The sequence below is a fragment of the Cupriavidus sp. GW822-FHT03E04 genome (genome assembly GCF_058801495.1).
Window position 1 is genome coordinate 105,822 of record NZ_JBXANI010000011.1, and the last position, 19,175, is coordinate 124,996.

Here is a 19,175-nt window from a genome sequence, read left to right on the forward strand (position 1 = left end):
TCCGATGCCATTCTCCCCATACAGCGGCCCCTTGATCTGGGCGGTGGCAGCCGCCACCACCATTGGCGTCATCACGCGGCCGTTCCGGCTCCCGGAGGCCTTCTGGGCGGTAGCTGGCGCCCTGCTGCTGTGCGTCACCGGCCTGCTTGCCGTGCCCGATGCCATGGCCGCCGTGGCGCGCGGGTATGACGTCTACCTCTTTCTCGGCGGCATGATGCTGGTGTCGGAACTGGCGCGCAAGACCGGGCTGTTCGACCATGTAGCGGGCGTGGCGGTGCGCCAGGCCGGCGGATCGGCACGTCGGCTGTTCCTGCTGGTCTATGGCTTCGGCACCCTGGTCACCGTGTTCATGTCCAACGATGCCACCGCCGTGGTGCTCACGCCGGCGGTGCTGGCTGCCACCCGCGCCGCCAAGGTCAAGCATCCGCTGCCCTACCTGTACAGCTGCGCGTTCATCGCCAACGCCGCCAGCTTCGTGCTGCCGATCTCGAACCCCGCCAACCTGGTCATCTTCGGCGAGCACATGCCGTCGCTGATGGGCTGGCTGGCGCGCTTCACGCTGCCATCGCTGGTGGCCATCGTGGCCACCTTCGCCGCGCTCTACTGGACCCAGCGCGACGCGCTGCGCGAGCGCATCGCGACCGACGTGCCGGTGCCGCCGCTGTCGCTGGAGGCCAAGCTGACCGCCGCCGGCATCGTGGTCATGGGCCTGGTGCTGCTGACGGCCTCGCTGCTGGGCGCCGACCTGGGCTGGCCGACCTGCCTGGCCGGCGTGGCGACGCTGCTGCTGGTCTGCGCCTGCCGGCCCGGCTTGTGCCTGCCGGCGCTGCGCGAGATTTCCTGGGGCGTGCTGCCGCTGGTGGCAGGGCTGTTCGTGCTGGTGGCGGGCCTGGAGCAGACCGGCCTGATCGGCAAGCTCGCCCACGTCGTGCAGGCGCTGTCGCAACAGTCGCCCACGGCCGGTGTCTGGGTAACCGGCGGCACGGTGGCGCTGGTGTCCAACGTGGTCAACAACCTGCCGGCCGGGCTGTTCGCATCCTCGGCGCTGGCGGCCAGCCATGCCTCCACGCAGGTCACCGACGCGGTGCTGATCGGCATCGACCTCGGGCCCAACCTGTCGGTGACGGGCTCGCTGGCGACCCTGCTATGGCTGACCGCGCTGCGGCGCGAGGGCCATCACGTCGGCGCGCTGCAGTTCCTGCGCATCGGCGCGCTGGTGATGCCACTGGCGTTGGTGCCGGCCCTGGCCACGCTGCTGCTTTAGGCGCCCAGCTTGTCGAGCAGGCTGTACCAGGCCACCCCCGCTGCAATGTAGAAGCGCTGCAGGCCATGCAGCGGTATCCCGGCCACGGGCGTGATGGGATATGGGAAATCCCCGCCCTTGCCCGCCAGCCGTGCCGCGATATGCTGGCCCAGGCTGGTGCACAGCGCGATGCCCCGCCCATTGCAGCCCAGCGCCATGACGACGCCCGGCGCGGGCTCATGCACGTGGGGCATGAAATCGCGCGTGATCGCGATACGCCCAGCCCAGCGGTACTCGTAGGAGAGCGGACCGAGTTGCGGAAACAGCAGCTCCAGCGAGCGCTCCAGGTGTGCGAAGTCCTGCGGCCCGCGCGGATCGGCGAAGAATCCTCGGCCCCCCATCAGCAGGCGCCCCAGCGCATCCTTGCGGAAATACAGCAACAGCCGCTGCGAGGTGGATGCCGTCTCGCCTTGCGTGAGGATGCCGTGCGCCTCGGCATCCCGGAGCGGTTGCGTGGCCACGATGAAGCTGTTGGCCGACAGTACCGTTTGCGCCAGGCCGGGCCACAGCGGGCCGGTGTAGCCGTTGGTGGCGATCACGACTTGCGTGGCCGTCACCGTGGTGCCCAAGGAAGTCGTCGCCACCCAGTGCGTGCCCTGGCGCACCAGCGCCGTCACCGGGGTGCCGCCATGCACCGTGGCGCCCGCCTGCTGCGCGGCGCTGACCAGCCCGCGCGTATAGGCCAGCGGCTGAATGGCGCCAGCGCGCCCATCCAGCCAGCCGCCGGCGAAGGCCTGCGTGCCCACGCGCCGTGCTACCGCCGCGCGGTCCAGCACTTCCACCGGCGCCCCGCGGCGCGCCCATTGCTCGGCGCGCGCGTGCATGGCGGGTACGGCGCCTGGTGAATAGGAAAGCTGCAGCCAGCCGCTGCGCACGGGCTGGCAATCGATGCCGTGACGCGCGATCAGGTCGAACACCAGGTCGGCCGAACGCGACACCGCATCGAGCAACGGCTCGGCCCGGGCGGCGCCGAACAGGCGCACCAGTTCGTCGGGATCATGCTTGAGCGTGGGATTGACCTGGCCGCCGTTGCGCCCGGACGCGCCCCAGCCCGGCTCGTTGGCCTCCAGCACGCACACGCGCGCGCCGCCCTCGGCCAGGTGCAGCGCGGTCGACAGGCCGGTGAAGCCGCCGCCGATGACCAGCACGTCGGTGGCGAGCGATTCGCGCAGCGCGGGCGTGGGCGGCGCAGGCGGGGCCGTAGCCGCCCACAGGGAGGACGGCAAAGGCATCGCGGTGGCCGGGGCCGGCCGGTTTGCCGTGAACTGGCTGGAGGTCATAGCGCCAGGTCCCCCGCGGCTTCCACTGGCTTGTGCAACACGCGCCGCAGGAAATCCTGCGTGCGGGCGTGGCTGGGCGCGCCCAGCACCTGCGCGGCGGCGCCTTCCTCAACGATGGTCCCGCTGTGCAGGAAGCACACACGGTCCGCCACTTCCCGCGCGAACCCCATCTCGTGCGTCACCACGATCATCGTCATGCCCTCGCGCGCCAGGTTGCGCATGACTTCCAGCACGTCGCCCACCAGCTCCGGGTCGAGCGCCGAGGTGGGCTCGTCGAACAGCATGGCTTCGGGCCGCATCGCCAGCGCGCGGGCAATCGCCACGCGCTGCTGCTGTCCACCGGAGAGCTGAGGCGGATAGGCCTGCGCCTTGGCGGCCAGGCCGACCTTTTCCAGCAGTTCCATGGCTTCGCCGCGCGCCTTGTCCCGGCTCTCGCCCTTCACGTACACCGGGCCTTCCATCACGTTTTCCAGCACGCTGCGGTGCGGGAACAGGTTGAAGCGCTGGAACACCATCCCCATGCGGCTGCGCAGCCGGTGGATGTCCTTGCCGCCGCGGTCCACGCGCTCGCCAAAGGCACGGATCTCGCCGCCCTCGTAGGACTCCAGCCCATTGATGCAACGCAGGACGGTGGACTTGCCGGAGCCGGACGGGCCGATCAGGCAGACTACCTCGCCCGCGTCGACATGCAGGCTCACGCCGCGCAGCACGTGGTGGTCGTCGAAGTACTTTTGCAGGTTGTCGATCCGGATCATGGCTTTTTCCTCCCCACGCCAAGGCGACGCTCAAGCCGGCGCAGCCCGAACACCAGCGGCAAGCTCATCAGCAGGTAGAGCAGCGCCACCAGCGTGTACACCGTCATGTTCTGGAATGTGGACGAGGCGATCAGCTGGCCCGCGCGCGTCATCTCCGCCACCGTGATGGTGGACACCAGCGACGAGTCCTTAAGCATCATCACCAGCGTGTTGCCGTACGGCGGCAGCGAGATGCGCAACGCCTGCGGCAAAATCACCCGGCGCATCACCAGCGCCGGGCGCATGCCCATGGCCTGCGCGGCCTCGCGCTGGCCCGGGTCGACGGCCTCGATGCCGGCGCGGAAATTCTCAGCCTGGTAGGCAGAGTAAGCGATGCCCAGGCCGATCACGCCGGCCTGGAAGGCCGTCAGGTGAATGCCCGCATCCGGCAGCACAAAGTAGATGTAGAACAGCTGCACGATGATGGGCAGCCCGCGGATCACGTTGATCACGCCGGACGCGCCCCACGACAGCGTACGCGCAGGCGACAGCTTCATCAGCGCCAGCGCCAGCCCGAGCAAGCTGCTGAGCACAAAGGCGAGGACGGTCACCTCGACGGTGACCACCGCGCCCTGCAACAAGATCGGCAGGAACTCCTGCGCGTGCTGGAAAAAGTTGGCATCCATGGGAACTCACATGTTCCATTTCTGGATGATGCCGGCCAGCGTGCCATCGGCCTTGATCTTGGCGATGGCCTTGTTGATGCGGGCCAGCGTCTCGGTGTCGCCCTTGCGCACGACCAGGCAAACGTCGCCGACGTTGACCGGCTTGTAGCTGGCGGCCAGCTTCACGCCCGGGAAGGCATTCTGGCGGATCTGGTAGGCGATGATGGGCTGGTCGCCCAGGCCAGCCTTGATGCGGCCCAGCGTCAGGTCGCGCGTCATGTCCGCCACCGAGTCGTAGCTGCGCACTTCCTTGAAGATGCCCTTCTTGTTGAGCATGTCGAGAAAGACCGTGCCCACCTGGGCCCCCACGACCTCGCCCTTGAGTTCGTCCAGCGAGGCATAGGGCTTGTTGTCGTCGCCCTTGACGATCAGGCCTTCGCCGTAGGCATAGACCGGATCGCTGAAGTCCACCACCTGCTGGCGCGCCGGCGTCTTGAGCATGGCAGCCGAGATGATGTCGATCTTGCTGGAGGTGAGCGACGGGATCAGCGCGGAGAAAACGGTCTGCTGCACATTGACGTTGAAGCCCCCCGCCTTGCCAACGGCCGTGACCGTATCGACCATCATGCCCTGGATGGTGTTGGTCTTCACGTCCAGGAAGGTAAACGGCACGCCGGTGGCCGTCGCGCCCACGTTGTAGGTCGGCGCTGCCCCCTGGGCCCAGGTGAGCGAAACGGTGCTGGCGGCGCACAGGATGAGTGCGGCGCGGCGGGACATGGTGAATCGAGACATGCGGACACTCCTAGCGGAAGGGAACAAAAGGCGCCCGGATGGGGCGACCCACCGACTTATGCAATGAGCATGCCAATTTTCAATTACAGATGCTCGAAAATTAATTGTCGTTAACCAGTAATTGCTTTATTGAAATCGATATGCGATTCTATATCACGATAAAATGACTTTTGCAGCACAAATATGTCGCAATCTGAAGCCAACGATTCCGCCAGCCTCCTGTTCAACCAGTCTTTGGAGAAAGGGCTTGCCGTGCTACGCGCGTTCAGCGCGCAGCGCCGCACCATGACGATCGCGGACGTGGCGGATGCGGCCGGCATCAACAAGAGTTCGGCCCAGCGCATGGTCTTTACGCTGGAGCAGCTCGGCTATCTGCGTAAGCATCCGCAGACGCGGCGCTACCAGCTGACGCCCCGCGTGATGGAAATCGGCTTCAACTACCTGGCCGCCAACCCGCTGATCGAAGTGGCCAACCCTTTCCTTTCCGAGCTGACCAAGGTCACCACCGAGACTTCGTGCCTGACAGAGCCGGACCTGCTCGACATGGTCTATATCGCGCGCTTTGTCAGCGCCCACTTCGTGCCGGTGCATATGCCGATTGGCAGCCGTATCCCGATGTACTGCACCGGCTCGGGGCGCGCCTACCTGAGCGCGCTGCCGGAAGACGAAGCGCGCGCCATGATCGAGCGCTCGGCGCGGACCGCGCATACGGTCCACACCTGCACTGCAGTGCAGGACATCATGGAGAAGCTGCGTGAGACCCGGCAGCGCGGGTACGCGGTCAACAGCGAGGAACTGTTCCTTGGCGACATGACCCTCGCCGCGCCGGTGATCGGGGGCAATGGACGGCCGCTTGGCGCGATCCATCTGGTGGCGCCCACCGGGCGCTGGACCCGCGAGGAAGCGGAGCGCAAGCTCGGGCCGCCGCTGTTGCAGTGTGCACGGGCAGTGAGCAGTTCGGCGCGGGCGATAGGCTAGGCGCGGCTATTGCCGCGCGGACGATGCCGCTGGCGGGGTTGCCAACGGGGTTACCAACGGGGTAGCCGAGGTCAGTGCCTCAGGCCGGATCAGGCGTGGGCTGTCCGGCACCTTGCCCGCTCTCTTGCTGCCGGTGAAATTGCGTGTGGCGGTACAGGCCGTAGATGCTGGTCGCGGTAAAGCCCAGTTGCTGCACGAACAGGCCGTAGGTGCCGGTCACCAGGGCGAACACGCTCCACACGATGTTGGAGCACAGGTAGGCGATCCAGCCCCAGCGCGACGCCTTGTTGTGCAAGGCCACCAGCAAAGAGCCGCTCATCGCCAGCGCGCAGCCGGACCACTCCAGGCCATTGAGCAGATTGGGAATGTACTGTTGCGCCAGATCCATTGCGCTTGTCTCCTGATTGGGTTCAGATTTATTTTGCGTTCATTTTTTGCATACAATGCAGGGCGAAGCTTAGCGTGACAGTTCGGGCGGAGCAAGGGGTTTGCGGGGATAGTTGGCGCTGATGACGCGCTTGGCTTACTTGGTCAGGCAGATGACGATCACCATGACCCCGAGGCCGGCGAGGGTGAGCAGCAGGAAGGCAAGCATTCGACGGCAAATAGCGTTGGCGTATCTCCAGTATGGAGTGGCTGGCACGACACTGCCGTAGGGGGGATTCTGATTAGGGTGGGGTGATGTCCTACAGGGAGAGCCGCGGGATGCACGGGGCCTTGCATCCCGCGGCATGGCTACTGCCGCGACAGGATCTCCGCCAGGGCTTCCAGCGCCAGTGGCTTGGTCAGGTGGGAATCAAAGCCTGCCGCCGCGCCCCGAGCCTTGTCGGTTTCCGAGGCATAGCCGCTCAATGCCACCAGGCGGGTGCACGCGAAGGCGGGCAGCTCGCGCAGGTGTTGCGCCAGCTGGAAGCCGTCGATGCCGGGCAGGCCGATATCGATCAGCGCCACGTCGGGCGTGAACCCTTGCGCGATCTCCAGCGCGTCTTCGCCACTGGCGGCAAGCTTGACTTCGTGCCCGTCCATCTCCAGCAACATGCCTAGCGCCCGCAGGGCTTCGGTGTTGTCGTCCACCAGCAAGATGCGCATCGCCGCAAGCGTGCCTGCCTGCCCGGCGTTGGGCGCTCCCGCATGGGCGCAGACCACGGGCAGGCGCGCCTGCACCGTCGTGCCCAGGCCCTTGCCATCGCTGTGCACCGTCACCGTGCCATTGTGCAGTTCCACCATGCGCTTGACGATGGCCAGGCCCACGCCAAGGCCGCCGCCTTGCGATTCGCTTGCGTACTGGCTGAACATATCCAGCACATTGGGCAGGAACGCCGGATCGATGCCGATGCCATCGTCCTTGACGGTGATCACCAGGGTATCCATGCGATCGGGATCGATCTCCGGCGCCGACGCGCCGCCAGCGTTGCCGGCGTCGTGTTCTGCCGGCGCCTCGCCATGGGGCGATGGCTCTACCCGGACCGACAGGTTCATGGCGCCGCCGCGCGGCGTGTACTTGATCGCGTTGGACAACAGGTTGGTGACCACCTGCGTCAGCCGTGCCGTATCCGCGTTCACCATGACGGGCGTCTCGGGCAGGTCCGTGGTCAGCACGTTGCCGTGCCATTCGATATCCGATGCCACCGAGGAAAGGGCATCGGCCACGATGTCCTGCATATTGCCGTGGGTGCGCACGATCGGCACCTTGCCTTGCTTGATGCGCGAGGCATCGAGCAGGTCGTCGGTGAGGCGCTTGAGCTGGCGCATCTGCCGCTCGGCGATATCCAGCATGTCGGAGCCAGCCTGCTGCACCTGCGCGAGCCGCTTGCTGACCTTGATCGCGCTGTCGATGGCAGCAATCGGGTTGCGCAGTTCATGCCCAAGCATGGCGAGGAATTCGTCCTTGCGCGTATCCGACAATTGCAGCGCTTCCCGCGCGGCCCGGGCCTGCGCGGCTTCGGCGATCGCGGCATCCTTGCTGCGCGACATGCTGAGCACCGCGCCGGCAAAGCTGGCCAGGCTCTCCAGCAGACGGGCATCTTCTTCGTCAAACACGCGCTCGTGCTCATGCGTCATGACCCAGATGGTGCCCCAGGGCTCGCCATCGCCGGGGATCGGGACGACGAGTTCCTCGACCACCTCGGGTGACAGCGGCGGCAGGCAGTTGAAATGCCGTTGCGGGTAGGCCAGCAGTTGCGGGCTGCCAAGTTCCAGCGCAATGCCCGACGGGCTATCGTCATAAGGCACGGCATGCCCGACCAGGTCATTGCACAGGCCGGCCGTGGCGGTCCAGTGCAACGTCTGCGCACCATCGCCGGCGGCCTCAGGCAGGCTGATGCCGGCGCTGCCGGCGCCGCAGAGCTTCAGCGCCGAATTGGCCAGGGATTGCAATAGAGCCAGGTCAGACGACACCAGCGCCCTTGCCAGGCGCCGCAAGGCCACGCATTCCGCCCCATAGTCTGGAGAACGGCCGGCGCGCTGGCCAAGCTCATCGGTCTTCAGGATGCCCGCGCTGCGTGCCCGCAGCAGCGAAGCGGAAGGGGAAGCAGGTGCCGCAGCCATGGAGTGTCGCTTTTGCTTTGCCTTTGGAATGCAGGACCAGTTGCCTGCAAGGCATGGTAGCGGATTTCCGCATCCGACCGTACAGGGGGCAATCGCGCGGCCGCAAGCACGGCGGGCGCGCGACGGTCGCTATCGCACGTCCAAGGTGATAGCGCGCTGGTGAAAACCCGCATCCGCAGGCCCCGGGTGTGGCTTTTCAGGACGGAATCGACGATGCCGGCTGTCCAGTACGCGAATCTACTTAAGAACTATCCCTAGGCACCGTAAAGCCAGTCTGAACTTAAGATACTAATAACAGCCCGAAGGGCAGGAGGGCAACATGCGCCCGCACTATGCAAACGAAAAAGACAGTAAAGAAGTACAGGATCTGCTCCAGGCTTGCGGCTTGCCGGTTGACGGCGTAGCCGAGCAAATCGGCAATTTCCTGGTGGTACGCGACAACGCTGGCCTGCTCGGTTGCGCCGGCGTGGAGAACTATGGGCAAGTGGCCGTGCTGCGCTCGGTCGCCGTGGCCGGGCGCGCGCGCTCGGCGGGCCTGGGCGAATTGCTGGTGGCTGCGATGCTGGCCGAGGCCCGCACGCGCGGCGTGCAGTCCGTAGTACTGCAAACCACCACCGCCGTCGACTATTTTGCCCGGCTGGGCTTTGAGCGCGTGGAGCGCGCCTGCATGCCCCCGGAATTGCTCAATACCGCGCTGTCCCGCGAAGCCTGCCCGCCGTCCGCCACCTTGATGCAGGCCGCGCTGTAGCCATCCCTGCCAAGGGCCTGCGCCCGCGATGCGGCCCAGCCACGTCGTAATCTGGCCGCCCCCCTCTTCCCATCCCCCGCGCTGTTGCGCGCCATGCACCCATGGCTAGCCGGTGCCGGCGCAGGATATTGTTGTAAAGTAAGCGCAAAGCGCAGACCACAGGCGACCAGAGGCCTTCCGGGCCAGCGGTGGATCGGCACGCCATGCCCGCCTGCTCGCCAGCCCTTCAACGATCCTTCAACGACAGCCACGAACCGCACGATATGGAATCCGACCACCAAGCACCCGACCCCGGCCTCGACGAGGCCTTGGGTAGTGTGTCGACCCGCATACGGTCGCGTTTGCAGGCGGCGCGCGAGCGCTTCCACGCCAACGACAATATCTCCGCGTATGTCGAGCCCGGCGAACTGGACGAGTTGCTCGATGAAGTGCAGTCGCGCATGGAAGAGGTGCTGCGTAGCCTGGTGATCGATATCGATCACGATCACAACACCCGCGAGACCGCGCGCCGCGTGGCCAAGATGTACCTGAAGGAGATCTTCGCGGGCCGCTACGTCAAGCAGCCCAATGTGACCGAATTTCCCAACGCGGAGCGCATCAACGAGCTGATGATCGTGGGCCCGCTGCGCGTGCGCAGCGCCTGCTCGCATCATCTGTGCCCAATCATTGGCAAGCTGTGGGTGGGTGTGATGCCCAACCAGCATTCCAACCTGATCGGCTTGTCCAAGTACGCGCGCCTGGCCGAATGGATCATGTGCCGTCCGCAGATCCAGGAGGAAGCCGTGACCCAGGTGGCCGACCTGCTGCAGGAAAAGATGAGCCCGGACGGGCTGGCCATCGTCATGGAAGCCGAGCATTTCTGCATGCACTGGCGCGGCGTGCGCGACACCGATGCAAAGATGACCAACAGCGTGATGCGCGGCTCGTTCCTCAAGGACGACAGCCTGCGCCGCGAGTTCCTGACCCTGCTGAACCGGACGCGCGACTGAGCCAGCGCGATTCAATGCCTCGCACGCAAACCCAGTGGAGACAACATGCTCGTACGCCTGCTCTACGCCAGCCGCGCATGCCAGCCGGCCGATCCCGCGCTGGTAGACGCCATCGTCGCTACCAGCGTGGCGAATAACCCAAAGCACGGCATCACCGGCGTGCTGTGCTACGGCAATGGCATCTTCATGCAGGCGCTCGAAGGCGGCCGCACGGAAGTCTCGCGCCTGTACCAGCAAATCGGCCGGGACACGCGCCACGAGGACGTGGTGCTGCTGCACTACGAGGAAATCCTCGAGCGCGAGTTTGCCGGCTGGGCAATGGGCCTGGTCAATACCGGCAAGGTCAATATGGCCACCATCCTGAAGTATTCCGCCCACGGTGAGCTCGATCCCTACCGCACCAGCGGCCACGCCTCGCAAGCGCTGCTCAAGGAACTGATCGCGGGTGCGTCGATCGTGGGGCGCAGCTCGGAGCGGCATCGCTTCTGAGCGCTTTCGTGCCGCGGCCCGGCCAGCCCTCGCTATTCAACAACCCATCATCCATCACCGATCACCCAGGAGAATTCGTGAGCGAACCCTTCAACCCCGGCCCCGCGGCGATGCTGCTGACCGATGCCTGCCGGCGCGGCGTGCAATTTGCTGACCTGCCCGCCGACGCCAAGCCGGCGACGCTCGGCGGCGGTTATGACGTGCAGGACCGCTTTATCGCAGCCCTGGGGGACCCGGTGGTGGGCTGGAAGCTGGGTGTCGGCAGTGCCAACGCCATGCGGCGCGCAAAGCTGGCGCGCCCGCTAGTGGGCCAGGTGGGGGCATCGCGCTGTTATGCCTCGGGCGACACCGTGCCGGTCCCCGCGGGTGCGGTGGTGACCATCGAATTCGAGATTGCCGTGCGGCTGGCGCGCGACGTCGCGCCGCTGCAGGCCGAACTCGCGCCGGCAGCGCTGGCCGATCTGATCGAAAGCGCGCAGGTTGCCGTCGAGGTGGTGCTGTCGCGCTATGAAGACCGCATTGCGGTGGGCATGCCGGCTTTTGCCGGCGATAACGTGGCCTTGCACGCGCTGGTGCTGGGCGCGAAGATCGACACCGACAGCATGGAAGACGTGCGCGCAAGCGCCAGCGTGGCGCTTGATGGCGTGGCTTGCGCGCAACCGCTTGCCGGCGACGATGCGGTCTACCCGCTGGAAGCCCTGCAATCGCTGCTCGCGCATGCCGCCGAGCGCGGCGTCACCTTGCGCAAAGGCACCGTGGTAACCACCGGCACGCTGACGCGCCCGTTCGACGTGCCGGCCGGCGCGCATACGATCCAGGCTACCTATGGCGGCGGCGAACTGGTGGTAACGCTCGCGCCGCAAGCCGCGGGCTGAAACCGGGGCCCTTGCGGCCCAATTCCTCGCGTTTCTTTCTCGTCACCCAGGCTGCCGCCCGAGGCGCTTCGCGCGCACTCGCGGCCTTGGCATTTCCAGCGGATAGGCTAAAACTATCACAAGGGCCTGGCCTTCAGGCCGCTGGTGAGAAGGAGCCGTTCATGGAACTCCATTTGCATATGCAGCCGCACCATTTCGCCCGCCGCGCGCCGGACTGGCGCGCCGCTGCGATTGCAGGGCTGATCGCGGGCACGCTGTACGTCGTACTGGAGCTGCTGACGGCACGCTTTGTGCTGTACCAGGGGGCGTGGGGCACGGTAAAGATGGTGGCTGCCCTCATGCTCGGCCGGCAGGCGCTGGCCTCCGCCGACGCGTTCAGCTGGACCATCGTGCTGGCCGCGGGCATCGTGCACTTTGGCCTGTCGATCGTGCTGGCGACGATCCTGGCCATGCTCATTGCCTCGTTCCGCTTTGATTCCAGCATCGGCATGGCCACGCTGGCGGGCGCGGTGTTCGGGGTGCTGGTCTATCTGGTGAACTTCTACGTGATGGGCCGGTACTTCAACTGGTTCGACGAGGCGCGCGGGTGGGAAAGCCTGTTCGCCCACATCATGTTCGGCGTGATCGCGGCGGATGCCTACGCCAACCTGGAACGGCGTGAGCCGGATGCGCCCGACGTGGCACGGGGCGGCTGAGCGCGCACCCCGTCCGTCAAGGCATCGGGGCATCGGGGCATCAAGACATCGACGCATCGCGCCCGCTGGCTACAGGTAGCACTCACCACCCAGATAGGCCTTGCGCCAGCGCGTGATGCGCACCTCGGCAAACAGGCCGGCCTGTGTGAACGGGTCGGCATCGATGAATTGCTGCGCCGCGTCGCGGGTGTCGAGGTCGACGATGTAGAAGCCGCCGCCAGCATCGCTGCCGTCATCGTTGAGCTTGGCCCCGCAAGCCAGCAGCAGGGCCTTCTGGGCGTCCAGGAACGCCAGGTGCCCCGCTCGGGCCGCTTGCCGCACTTGCTGGTGCTGTGGCCTGTCCCAGGTTTCGATCAGGAATGGCATGGTGTTGTCCTCGGGTGATGGTGGGTTGGAATAGGGCATAGGGTATCGCGGGATGGGGTATCGCGGCATGGGCATGGCGGCAGCCAGTGCCATGCCCATCACTCCCGGCGACGAGTTTCGCCGATTCCGCGCTGGCAGCACAAGCCGGCAGGACCTGCGCACCGGACGCCGTCGCGCCCACCGCCGCCAGCAAAAACCTGGCCCCGGGGCTTGACAAACCCGCCGGGCCTCACATTTCCCCTGCTGCCGCCCGACAGTGTTATCCACACTTTATGTGGATAACACTGTCAACAAGCTCCGCAAATGGCTCTAGCACGCGGACCCCATCGGACTGCCCACAAAACGGGCAACTGCAAGCCGGCCAGGCAGGCAAGTCCGTCATCCGCGCTGCCTACAACGGAATCACAGCGTCGTCAATGGGGCGCCGGCGCAACGAAGCCGGTGGTCTGGATGCCAAAGTAGTCAAGGATGCCGATCACCAGCGCCACGTTCAGCGTGACCGTGATGATCGTGATGACCGGGCTCAGCCGGCCAGCTTCGCGGCCGCATCGCGCAGCGCGGTGCGCAGGCCCTCTTCCACCACCGGGTGGTAGTACGGCATGGCCAGCATCTGCTCGATGGTGAGTGCTTGCTGGTAAGCCCAGGCCAGCAAGTGCGCGATATTCTCGGCGCGCGGGCCGGTCCATTCCGCACCGAGAAAGCGCCCGCTATCCTTGTCGGCATAGACGTGCATCAGTCCACGGTTCTTGAGCATGACGCGGCTGCGGCCCTGGTCCTCGAAACTCACCTCGCCGGTGACAAAACTGTCCGGCTCGAGGTCGGCATGGCGCTGGCCCACCATGGCGATCTGCGGGTCGGTGAAGACCACGCCGATCGGGGCGCGGCGCGACAACGGGCGCACCTCGGGATAGGCCGCGGCGTTCTCGCCGGCTGCCTTGCCTTCGTCGGCAGCTTCGTGCAGCAGCGGCAGGACATCGTTGGCGTCGCCGGCGATGAAAATCGGCGCCGTGCCGCATTGCAGGGTGGCCGGGTCGAATACCGGCACGCCGCGCCAATCCAGTGCCAGGCCGGTGTGCTCAAGCCCGAGGCCGTGCACATTGGGCTGGCGGCCGGTGGCGGCGAGCACGTAGTCAAAGCGCTCCGTCACGGTGTTGCCCGAGAGATCGGTAAAGCTGATCACCGCCTCGTCGCCATCGCGGTGCATCTCGCCCAGCCTGGCGTCCGGGTCGAGGTAGAACTCCTCGCGGTAGCTAGCCACCGCATTGGCCTTGATGGCCGGATCGGTCAGCGGGCCCACGCCGCCGCGCAAGCCGAACACGCGCACCTGCACGCCCAGGCGGGACAGCGCCTGGCCAAGTTCCAGCCCGATCACGCCAGGGCCGAACACGGCGACGCGGCGCGGCAGGTCGTCCCAGGCGAAGACGTCGTCGTTGACCACCAGGCGATCGCCGAACACCTTGAACGGCGGCGGGATCGCCGGGCTGGAGCCGGTGGCGATCACCACACGGCTGGCACGCACGGTGGTGTGCTCGCCAACCTGCAGCACGGTGTTGTCGATGAAGCGGGCATAGCCGCTCACCTTGTCCTCGGCGGGAATGCCGTCCACGCCGCGCACCACGAAGCCGACAAAGCGGTCGCGCTCGCGCTTGACGCGCGCCATGACTTCGCGCCCGTCGATGCGGATCTCGCCATCCACATGCACGCCGAAGGGGGCCGTGTGGCGCAGCTCATGCGCCGCCTCGGCCGCGGCGATCAGCAGCTTGGAGGGCATGCAGCCCACCCGGGCGCAGGTGGTGCCATAGGGGCCGCCTTCGATGATGACGGCGCGCTTGCCGGCGGCGCGGGCCGCGCGGTATGCGGCCAGGCCCGCCGTGCCGGCGCCGATCACGGCGACATCGGTCTGGATGGTTTGCACGGTCTTCACGTTCTGCAAGTTCTGCGCGTTTTGCACGTTCTGCGGGGTGGTCATGTCGGCGTTCCTGGTAAAGGCTGTGTCAATCAACGGACCGGATGGCACCGGGTGGCGTTGCCATCGGGTCCGCCGACTGGGGCACGGCTGCCGGCCTTGCCGGCGGCCGTGCCCTGCGGCGTTCAAGTGTTTTGCGTATTGCGTATTGCGTATTGCGTGTTGCGTGTTGCGTGTTGCGTGTTGCGTGTTGCGTGGCTGGCTAAGGCTTAGCGAACCAGGTAGGTCTCAAGCGCGTCGGCGCCGCCGATCAGCTTGCCGTTGATGAAAATCTGCGGCGCGGTCATGTCGCCCGACAAGGCGCCCAGCACCTTGCCGCGGATCTTGTGTTCCAGCGGCACGTCGATGTACTCGAAGCCGTGGTCCGACAGCATCTGCTTGGCCTTGGCGCAGAACGAGCAACCCACCTTGGAGAACACCACGACCTGGTCGGGCCTCTTGGCGTTGGGGGCGATGTAGTTGAGCATGGTGTCAGCGTCCGACACCTTGAACGGGTCGCCCGGCTCTTCCGGCTCGATGAACATCTTGTCGACCACGCCGTCCTTGACCAGCATCGAATAGCGCCAGCTGCGCTTGCCAAAGCCCAGGTCAGCCTTGTCGACCAGCATGCCCATGCCTTCGGTGAATTCGCCGTTGCCATCGGGAATCATCACGATGTTTTCCGACTCCTGGTCTTTCGCCCACTCGTTCATCACGAACGTGTCGTTGACCGAGACGCACAGGATCGCGTCCACGCCATGCTTGGCGAACACCGGCGCCAGCTCGTTGTAGCGCGGCAGGTGGGTGGACGAACAGGTCGGGGTGAATGCGCCCGGCAGCGAGAACAGCGCGATGGTCTTGCCTTCGAACAAGTCAGCCGTGGTCACGGTCTTCCATTCGTTGTTCTCGCGAACACGGAACGTGACATTGGGAACGCGTTGACCTTCACGGGATTGCAGCATGGGTTAGCTCCTGGGTGACTTGGGGGTGGATGGCCGCGTGTTGCAGCGAAGACCCGATTTTGTCCGCGCCCATGTGATTTGTACAATTCATCGTTACAAAGACAACGATTGCTTTTCACTATGGATGGTGCATAGCCGGGCCCTATCTCGATATAAGAAGCCTCCTAAGCTGGCTTGTCACGCCTTAAACATCACTTTCATGTGACAGTGTCACGGGATGTGACCTGCCCGCATCGGATTTTCAGCGCGCCAGCCTCGGAAAGTTCTGCAGGTCTTTTCAGACATTTCTCAAATCTGCGCGCAAGCGCGGCCCGTACATTTGGGCCAAGGCATGCACTTCCTAGCTGGCGCTCGGCGTCGCCTGGAGGCTGCAACCCCATGCGTGCGCAGATCCGGCACGCCTCCCTCCTCGAGAATCCCTTATGTGCATCTGCAGTTCCCCGCATCCGGCGGACGGCTCGCCCACCGCGAGCCGGTACGTGCCGGCCAACTGGTGGCGCCGACAACTGTTTGTGCTGCTGCTGGCGCTTTGCCAGGGCGCGCCAGCGCTGGCTACCTTGCCTGCCGAGCCCCTGCGCACGTTGCGCCTGAACGCACAGGTGCGCTTGGACCCCGGCGGCCCAAGCGATGCCATCGACCATGCCGCGGCGCCCCAGGGCGACGATACGGCGTTGCATGCATGGCGCCGCGCGCACAAGGCCTTGCGGGTGGGCGTGGTTGGCAACTACCTGCCGCCGTTCGACCTGGTCGACCTGAGTGGGGACTACCGCGGGATTTCCGCCGACTACCTTGCCGTGGTAGTGGCCAGGCTTGGCGTGCCGGCGCAGATCCAGCGCTACCCCTCGCACGAACTGGCACGCAGCCATCTGGCCAGCGGCGCCATCGACCTGATCACCACCTCGCTGGACAACCCGGGCACCGGCGCGCGAACCGCGCCGTACCACGACCAGCGCCTGATCGAGGTCGTGTCGCGGCGAGACGGTGCGCGCAGCCAGACCAACCGGGCCATCGGCTACCTGGCGGGCGAAGTCTCGCCGGCCTCGCTGCAGCGAGCCTACCCTGGCGCGCGGCTGCTGCCGTTCGAGAACCTGCTCGGCGCGCTCGACCAGCTCTCCCGGGATGCGGACTTCGTCATGGTCACCAACGCCACCGCGGCCGGCTACCTCGTCGAGCAATACCGCTACGACGAACTAACGGCGCGCAACTTCGCGCCGCTGGCGCACGAGGGCATCACGTTCGCCGTGAGCGACCCCGCGCTGGGCCGGATCATCGACCAGGCGCTGGCGCAGATGCCCGCGGCGCGCAAGCGCGAGATCGACGCCTTCTGGACGCCCAGCTCGCTCGAATTCGATATCACCGACAAGCTCAATCTCTCCACGGCAGAGCGCGCCTGGACAGCCCTGCATCCGGAGGTGCGCTACCTGGCGGCGCGTGACCAGGTGCCCTTCCTGTTCGTCGACGCCGGGCAACGCCTGAACGGGCTCACCGAGCAAGTGCTGCGAGTGATCGCGCAGCGCACCGGGCTGCGTTTCGTCCCTTACTGGCCGGCCCGCGCCGCAGACGTGACCGCCGCGCTCAAGAACGGCACGCTGGACGTGGTGCCCGTCCTGCCGCTAAACCATGCCGCCACCGTCAACGCCCCGCTCTCGGTTAGCGCGCCCTATTTTTCCGGCAACTGGGTCGTTGTCACGCGCGCCGGCAACGACAGCATCAAGAGCCTGTCCGACCTTGCCAACAAAGTCATCGCGGGGCCGCCGCTCAACGGGATCAACGATCTCGTGCGGGCCTGCTACGCGGTGAGCCAGCGCGAGACCAACTCATACGATGAGGCGTTCCGCATGGTCGCCACGGGACGCGCGGATGCCACCATCTCCAGCGCCTTCATGGCCGACCACATGATCAAGCAAACCTATGCCGGCCGGCTCAAGATCGCCGCGGCCGCGGGCGGCGTGCCGCTGGAAGTCGGCGTGGGTGTCAGCAGCCAGCACCCGGAATTGCTGGGCATCATCAACAAGGCCATCCTCAGCATCTCGCGCGACGAGCTTGGCGCCATGCGCGCGCACTGGACAGAACCCAGGGCGCCGGGCTTCGCCTGGCGCCAGTTCTTGCCATGGCTGATGGCTGGCGCGACCGCGCTGCTGCTGGTCAGCCTGCTGTTTCTGGCGTGGGTGACCTCGCTGCGCCGGCAGGTGACCCAGCGCACCGCGGCCGAGCGTGCCTTGCAGGACCAGGTCGCGTTCCAGACGGCGGTGCTCGACGGCATTCCCCAGCCTCTCTACCTTCGCGACAACCAGCTCCGCATGATCACCTGCAACACCGCCTACGAAACGGCGCTGGGCACGACGCGGCGGGCGCTGGCCGGGACCGGGCCGGCCTTCGTGAGCTCCGTCGTCAACCTCGATATCAGCCACGAAGAACTGATGGCCGTATATCAACGCGTGCTGCGCACCGGCCTGCCGTCCAGCGCCGATCGCCAACTGACCATCGGCAACACGCCGCGCAGCGTGATCAGCTGGGTGGTGCCGCTGCGCCGCGCCAATGGCAGCACGGCCGGCATCGTCGGCGGCTGGATCGATGTGACGGAACGCCAGCAGATGCTGGCCGAACTGGCTGCCGCCAAGAACCGCGCCGAGGCGGCCAACCGCGCCAAGTCGACATTCCTGGCATCGATCAGCCATGAGATACGCACGCCGATGAACGCCATCCTCGGCATGCTGGAACTGGTGCTGACGCGCCCGCACGCCCAGCACGAGGATCGCGAGCAACTCGGCACGGCGCATGGCGCGGCCACATCGCTGCTGTCGCTGCTGGACGATATCCTGGACCTCTCCAAGATGGAGGCCGGCCAATTCACGCTGCAACTCCGTGCCGCCAGCCTGCGCCAGGGCCTGCATGAAGTCACGCAGATGTTCGGTCCCGTCGCCGCCCAGAAGGGCGTGGCCTTGAACGTCTGCGTGAGCGATGCCGTGGCGCCGGCGCATCGCGTGGATATCCTTCGCATGAAGCAGGTCATCAGCAACTTTCTCTCCAATGCCATCCGCTTCACCGAGCGCGGCAGCGTGGATATCCGGCTCGACGGCTCTGGCGCGCCGGGAGCCTCGCAAGCGCTGTGCCTCAGCATCACGGACACTGGCATCGGCATTCCCGCGCAGGCGATCGGCAAGCTGTTCCGGCCCTTTTCCCAGGTGGAGTCAACCGAGCGCGCGAACACCGGCGGCACCGGCCTCGGCCTGTCCATCGCACAAAACCTGGTACGCAAGATGGGGGGCGAGATTACCCTGGAGAGCGAGCCGGGACGCGGCACGCAGGTGCTGGTGCACCTCAACCTGGAGGTTTCGGCTTCGCCGCCCCCGGCAGACGCACCGCCTGCCGGCAACGCGGGCATCGCGCTGTTTGCACCAGGCACTCGTGTGCTCATCGTGGACGACCACGCGCCCAACCGGTTGTTGATGGCGCGCCAGCTGGAGCGGCTTGGCCTTAGCGTGGCGACGTCGGAGAACGGCGCCATTGCCTTGCAGGACCTGCAGCGGTGCCCTGCGGACCTGATCATCTGCGACTGCATGATGCCGGTGATGGATGGCTTCAGCCTGGCCAGGGCGATACGCGCGCGCAGGGATGCGCTGGGCCGCATCCCCATCATCGGCTGCACCGCGAGCGCGCAGAGCGAGGATCACCAGCTTGCGCTGGCTTCGGGAATGAGCGAAGTGATCGTCAAGCCGGTGGGACTGGCCACGCTGGAACGCGCGTTGCGCGGGCATCTGCGCAGCGGCGCGCGCACAGCCAAGGGCAACGCTCAACCGGGCTAGC

Annotated in this window: 17 protein-coding genes and 1 pseudogene; 8 read left to right on the top strand and 10 right to left on the bottom strand. The window is 66.2% G+C overall.

Translation table 11 applies throughout. The features are described 5' to 3' along the window. Nucleotides 1–4: 4 nt before the first annotated feature. The gene (locus AC1RQC_RS17415) at nt 5–1,264 is read left to right on the top strand and encodes an arsenic transporter (RefSeq protein ID WP_492371788.1); all 1,260 of its coding nucleotides are present in this window, start codon (nt 5–7) and stop codon (nt 1,262–1,264) included. On the opposite strand, the gene AC1RQC_RS17420 is transcribed toward AC1RQC_RS17415, so the two are convergent. Genes AC1RQC_RS17420 through AC1RQC_RS17435 form a run of 4 tightly spaced genes read right to left on the bottom strand, consistent with a single transcriptional unit; the run spans nt 1,261 to nt 4,774 of the window. Continuing rightward, nucleotides 1,261–2,583, bottom strand: coding sequence for an NAD(P)/FAD-dependent oxidoreductase (locus AC1RQC_RS17420; RefSeq protein WP_492884131.1), 1,323 nt, complete (start codon nt 2,581–2,583; stop codon nt 1,261–1,263). The genes AC1RQC_RS17415 and AC1RQC_RS17420 overlap by 4 nt on opposite strands. Continuing rightward, the gene (locus tag AC1RQC_RS17425) at nt 2,580–3,338 is read right to left on the bottom strand and encodes an amino acid ABC transporter ATP-binding protein (protein WP_492371790.1); all 759 of its coding nucleotides are present in this window, start codon (nt 3,336–3,338) and stop codon (nt 2,580–2,582) included. The genes AC1RQC_RS17420 and AC1RQC_RS17425 overlap by 4 nt, the downstream gene beginning before the upstream one ends. Continuing rightward, on the bottom strand, nt 3,335–4,003 hold the full coding sequence (gene ehuD, locus AC1RQC_RS17430) for an ectoine/hydroxyectoine ABC transporter permease subunit EhuD (protein ID WP_492884134.1): 669 nt from the start codon (nt 4,001–4,003) through the stop codon (nt 3,335–3,337). Before ehuD ends, AC1RQC_RS17425 begins: the two co-directional genes overlap by 4 nt. A gap of 6 nt (nt 4,004–4,009) precedes the next feature. Next, nucleotides 4,010–4,774 (bottom strand): ABC transporter substrate-binding protein, encoded by a 765-nt coding sequence (locus AC1RQC_RS17435; RefSeq protein WP_492371791.1) that lies wholly within the window; start codon nt 4,772–4,774, stop codon nt 4,010–4,012. Nucleotides 4,775–4,957: 183 nt separating this feature from the next. Here AC1RQC_RS17435 and AC1RQC_RS17440 point away from each other — a divergent pair, with 183 nt between their 5' ends. After that, nucleotides 4,958–5,752, top strand: a complete 795-nt coding sequence (locus AC1RQC_RS17440) for an IclR family transcriptional regulator (protein ID WP_492884136.1) — start codon at nt 4,958–4,960, stop codon at nt 5,750–5,752. 79 nt (nt 5,753–5,831) lie between these two features. Here AC1RQC_RS17440 and AC1RQC_RS17445 read toward each other — a convergent pair whose 3' ends face one another. Next, the gene (locus AC1RQC_RS17445; protein ID WP_150985017.1) at nt 5,832–6,140 is read right to left on the bottom strand and encodes a nicotinamide mononucleotide transporter; all 309 of its coding nucleotides are present in this window, start codon (nt 6,138–6,140) and stop codon (nt 5,832–5,834) included. A 347-nt stretch (nt 6,141–6,487) separates the two neighbouring features. Next, nucleotides 6,488–8,299: a hybrid sensor histidine kinase/response regulator gene (locus tag AC1RQC_RS17450; protein ID WP_492371793.1), complete on the bottom strand. Its 1,812-nt coding sequence runs from the start codon at nt 8,297–8,299 to the stop codon at nt 6,488–6,490. A 319-nt stretch (nt 8,300–8,618) separates the two neighbouring features. Between AC1RQC_RS17450 and arsN2 the strand changes: the two genes are divergently transcribed. From arsN2 to AC1RQC_RS17475, 5 genes are all read left to right on the top strand, one after another. Next, a complete protein-coding gene (arsN2, locus tag AC1RQC_RS17455) occupies nt 8,619–9,047 on the top strand; it encodes an arsenic resistance N-acetyltransferase ArsN2 (protein ID WP_492371794.1) in 429 nt (142 codons plus the stop codon). A 263-nt stretch (nt 9,048–9,310) separates the two neighbouring features. Continuing rightward, on the top strand, nt 9,311–10,036 hold the full coding sequence (gene folE / locus AC1RQC_RS17460) for a GTP cyclohydrolase I (protein ID WP_492371795.1): 726 nt from the start codon (nt 9,311–9,313) through the stop codon (nt 10,034–10,036). A gap of 45 nt (nt 10,037–10,081) precedes the next feature. Next, nucleotides 10,082–10,525, top strand: a complete 444-nt coding sequence (locus AC1RQC_RS17465) for a BLUF domain-containing protein (RefSeq protein WP_492371796.1) — start codon at nt 10,082–10,084, stop codon at nt 10,523–10,525. A 77-nt stretch (nt 10,526–10,602) separates the two neighbouring features. Next, nucleotides 10,603–11,400 (top strand): fumarylacetoacetate hydrolase family protein, encoded by a 798-nt coding sequence (locus AC1RQC_RS17470; RefSeq protein ID WP_492884138.1) that lies wholly within the window; start codon nt 10,603–10,605, stop codon nt 11,398–11,400. Nucleotides 11,401–11,561: 161 nt separating this feature from the next. Further along, complete coding sequence (locus AC1RQC_RS17475; RefSeq protein ID WP_492371798.1) at nt 11,562–12,095, top strand: hypothetical protein; 534 nt, start codon at nt 11,562–11,564, stop codon at nt 12,093–12,095. Between the two features lie 69 nt (nt 12,096–12,164). On the opposite strand, the gene AC1RQC_RS17480 is transcribed toward AC1RQC_RS17475, so the two are convergent. The 4 genes and pseudogenes from AC1RQC_RS17480 to AC1RQC_RS17495 form a co-directional block, all read right to left on the bottom strand. After that, nucleotides 12,165–12,461 (bottom strand): YciI family protein, encoded by a 297-nt coding sequence (locus tag AC1RQC_RS17480; RefSeq protein WP_492884140.1) that lies wholly within the window; start codon nt 12,459–12,461, stop codon nt 12,165–12,167. 428 nt (nt 12,462–12,889) lie between these two features. Further along, nucleotides 12,890–12,973: pseudogene (locus AC1RQC_RS17485) on the bottom strand (mechanosensitive ion channel family protein); the annotation flags it as partial. A gap of 11 nt (nt 12,974–12,984) precedes the next feature. Further along, a complete protein-coding gene (locus tag AC1RQC_RS17490) occupies nt 12,985–14,376 on the bottom strand; it encodes a dihydrolipoyl dehydrogenase (RefSeq protein WP_492884239.1) in 1,392 nt (463 codons plus the stop codon). 260 nt (nt 14,377–14,636) lie between these two features. After that, nucleotides 14,637–15,368 (bottom strand): glutathione peroxidase, encoded by a 732-nt coding sequence (locus AC1RQC_RS17495; RefSeq protein WP_043356588.1) that lies wholly within the window; start codon nt 15,366–15,368, stop codon nt 14,637–14,639. A gap of 422 nt (nt 15,369–15,790) precedes the next feature. On the opposite strand from AC1RQC_RS17495, the gene AC1RQC_RS17500 reads away from it, so the two are divergent. Next, nucleotides 15,791–19,174, top strand: a complete 3,384-nt coding sequence (locus AC1RQC_RS17500; RefSeq protein WP_492884142.1) for an ATP-binding protein — start codon at nt 15,791–15,793, stop codon at nt 19,172–19,174. Nucleotide 19,175 lies beyond the last annotated feature (1 nt).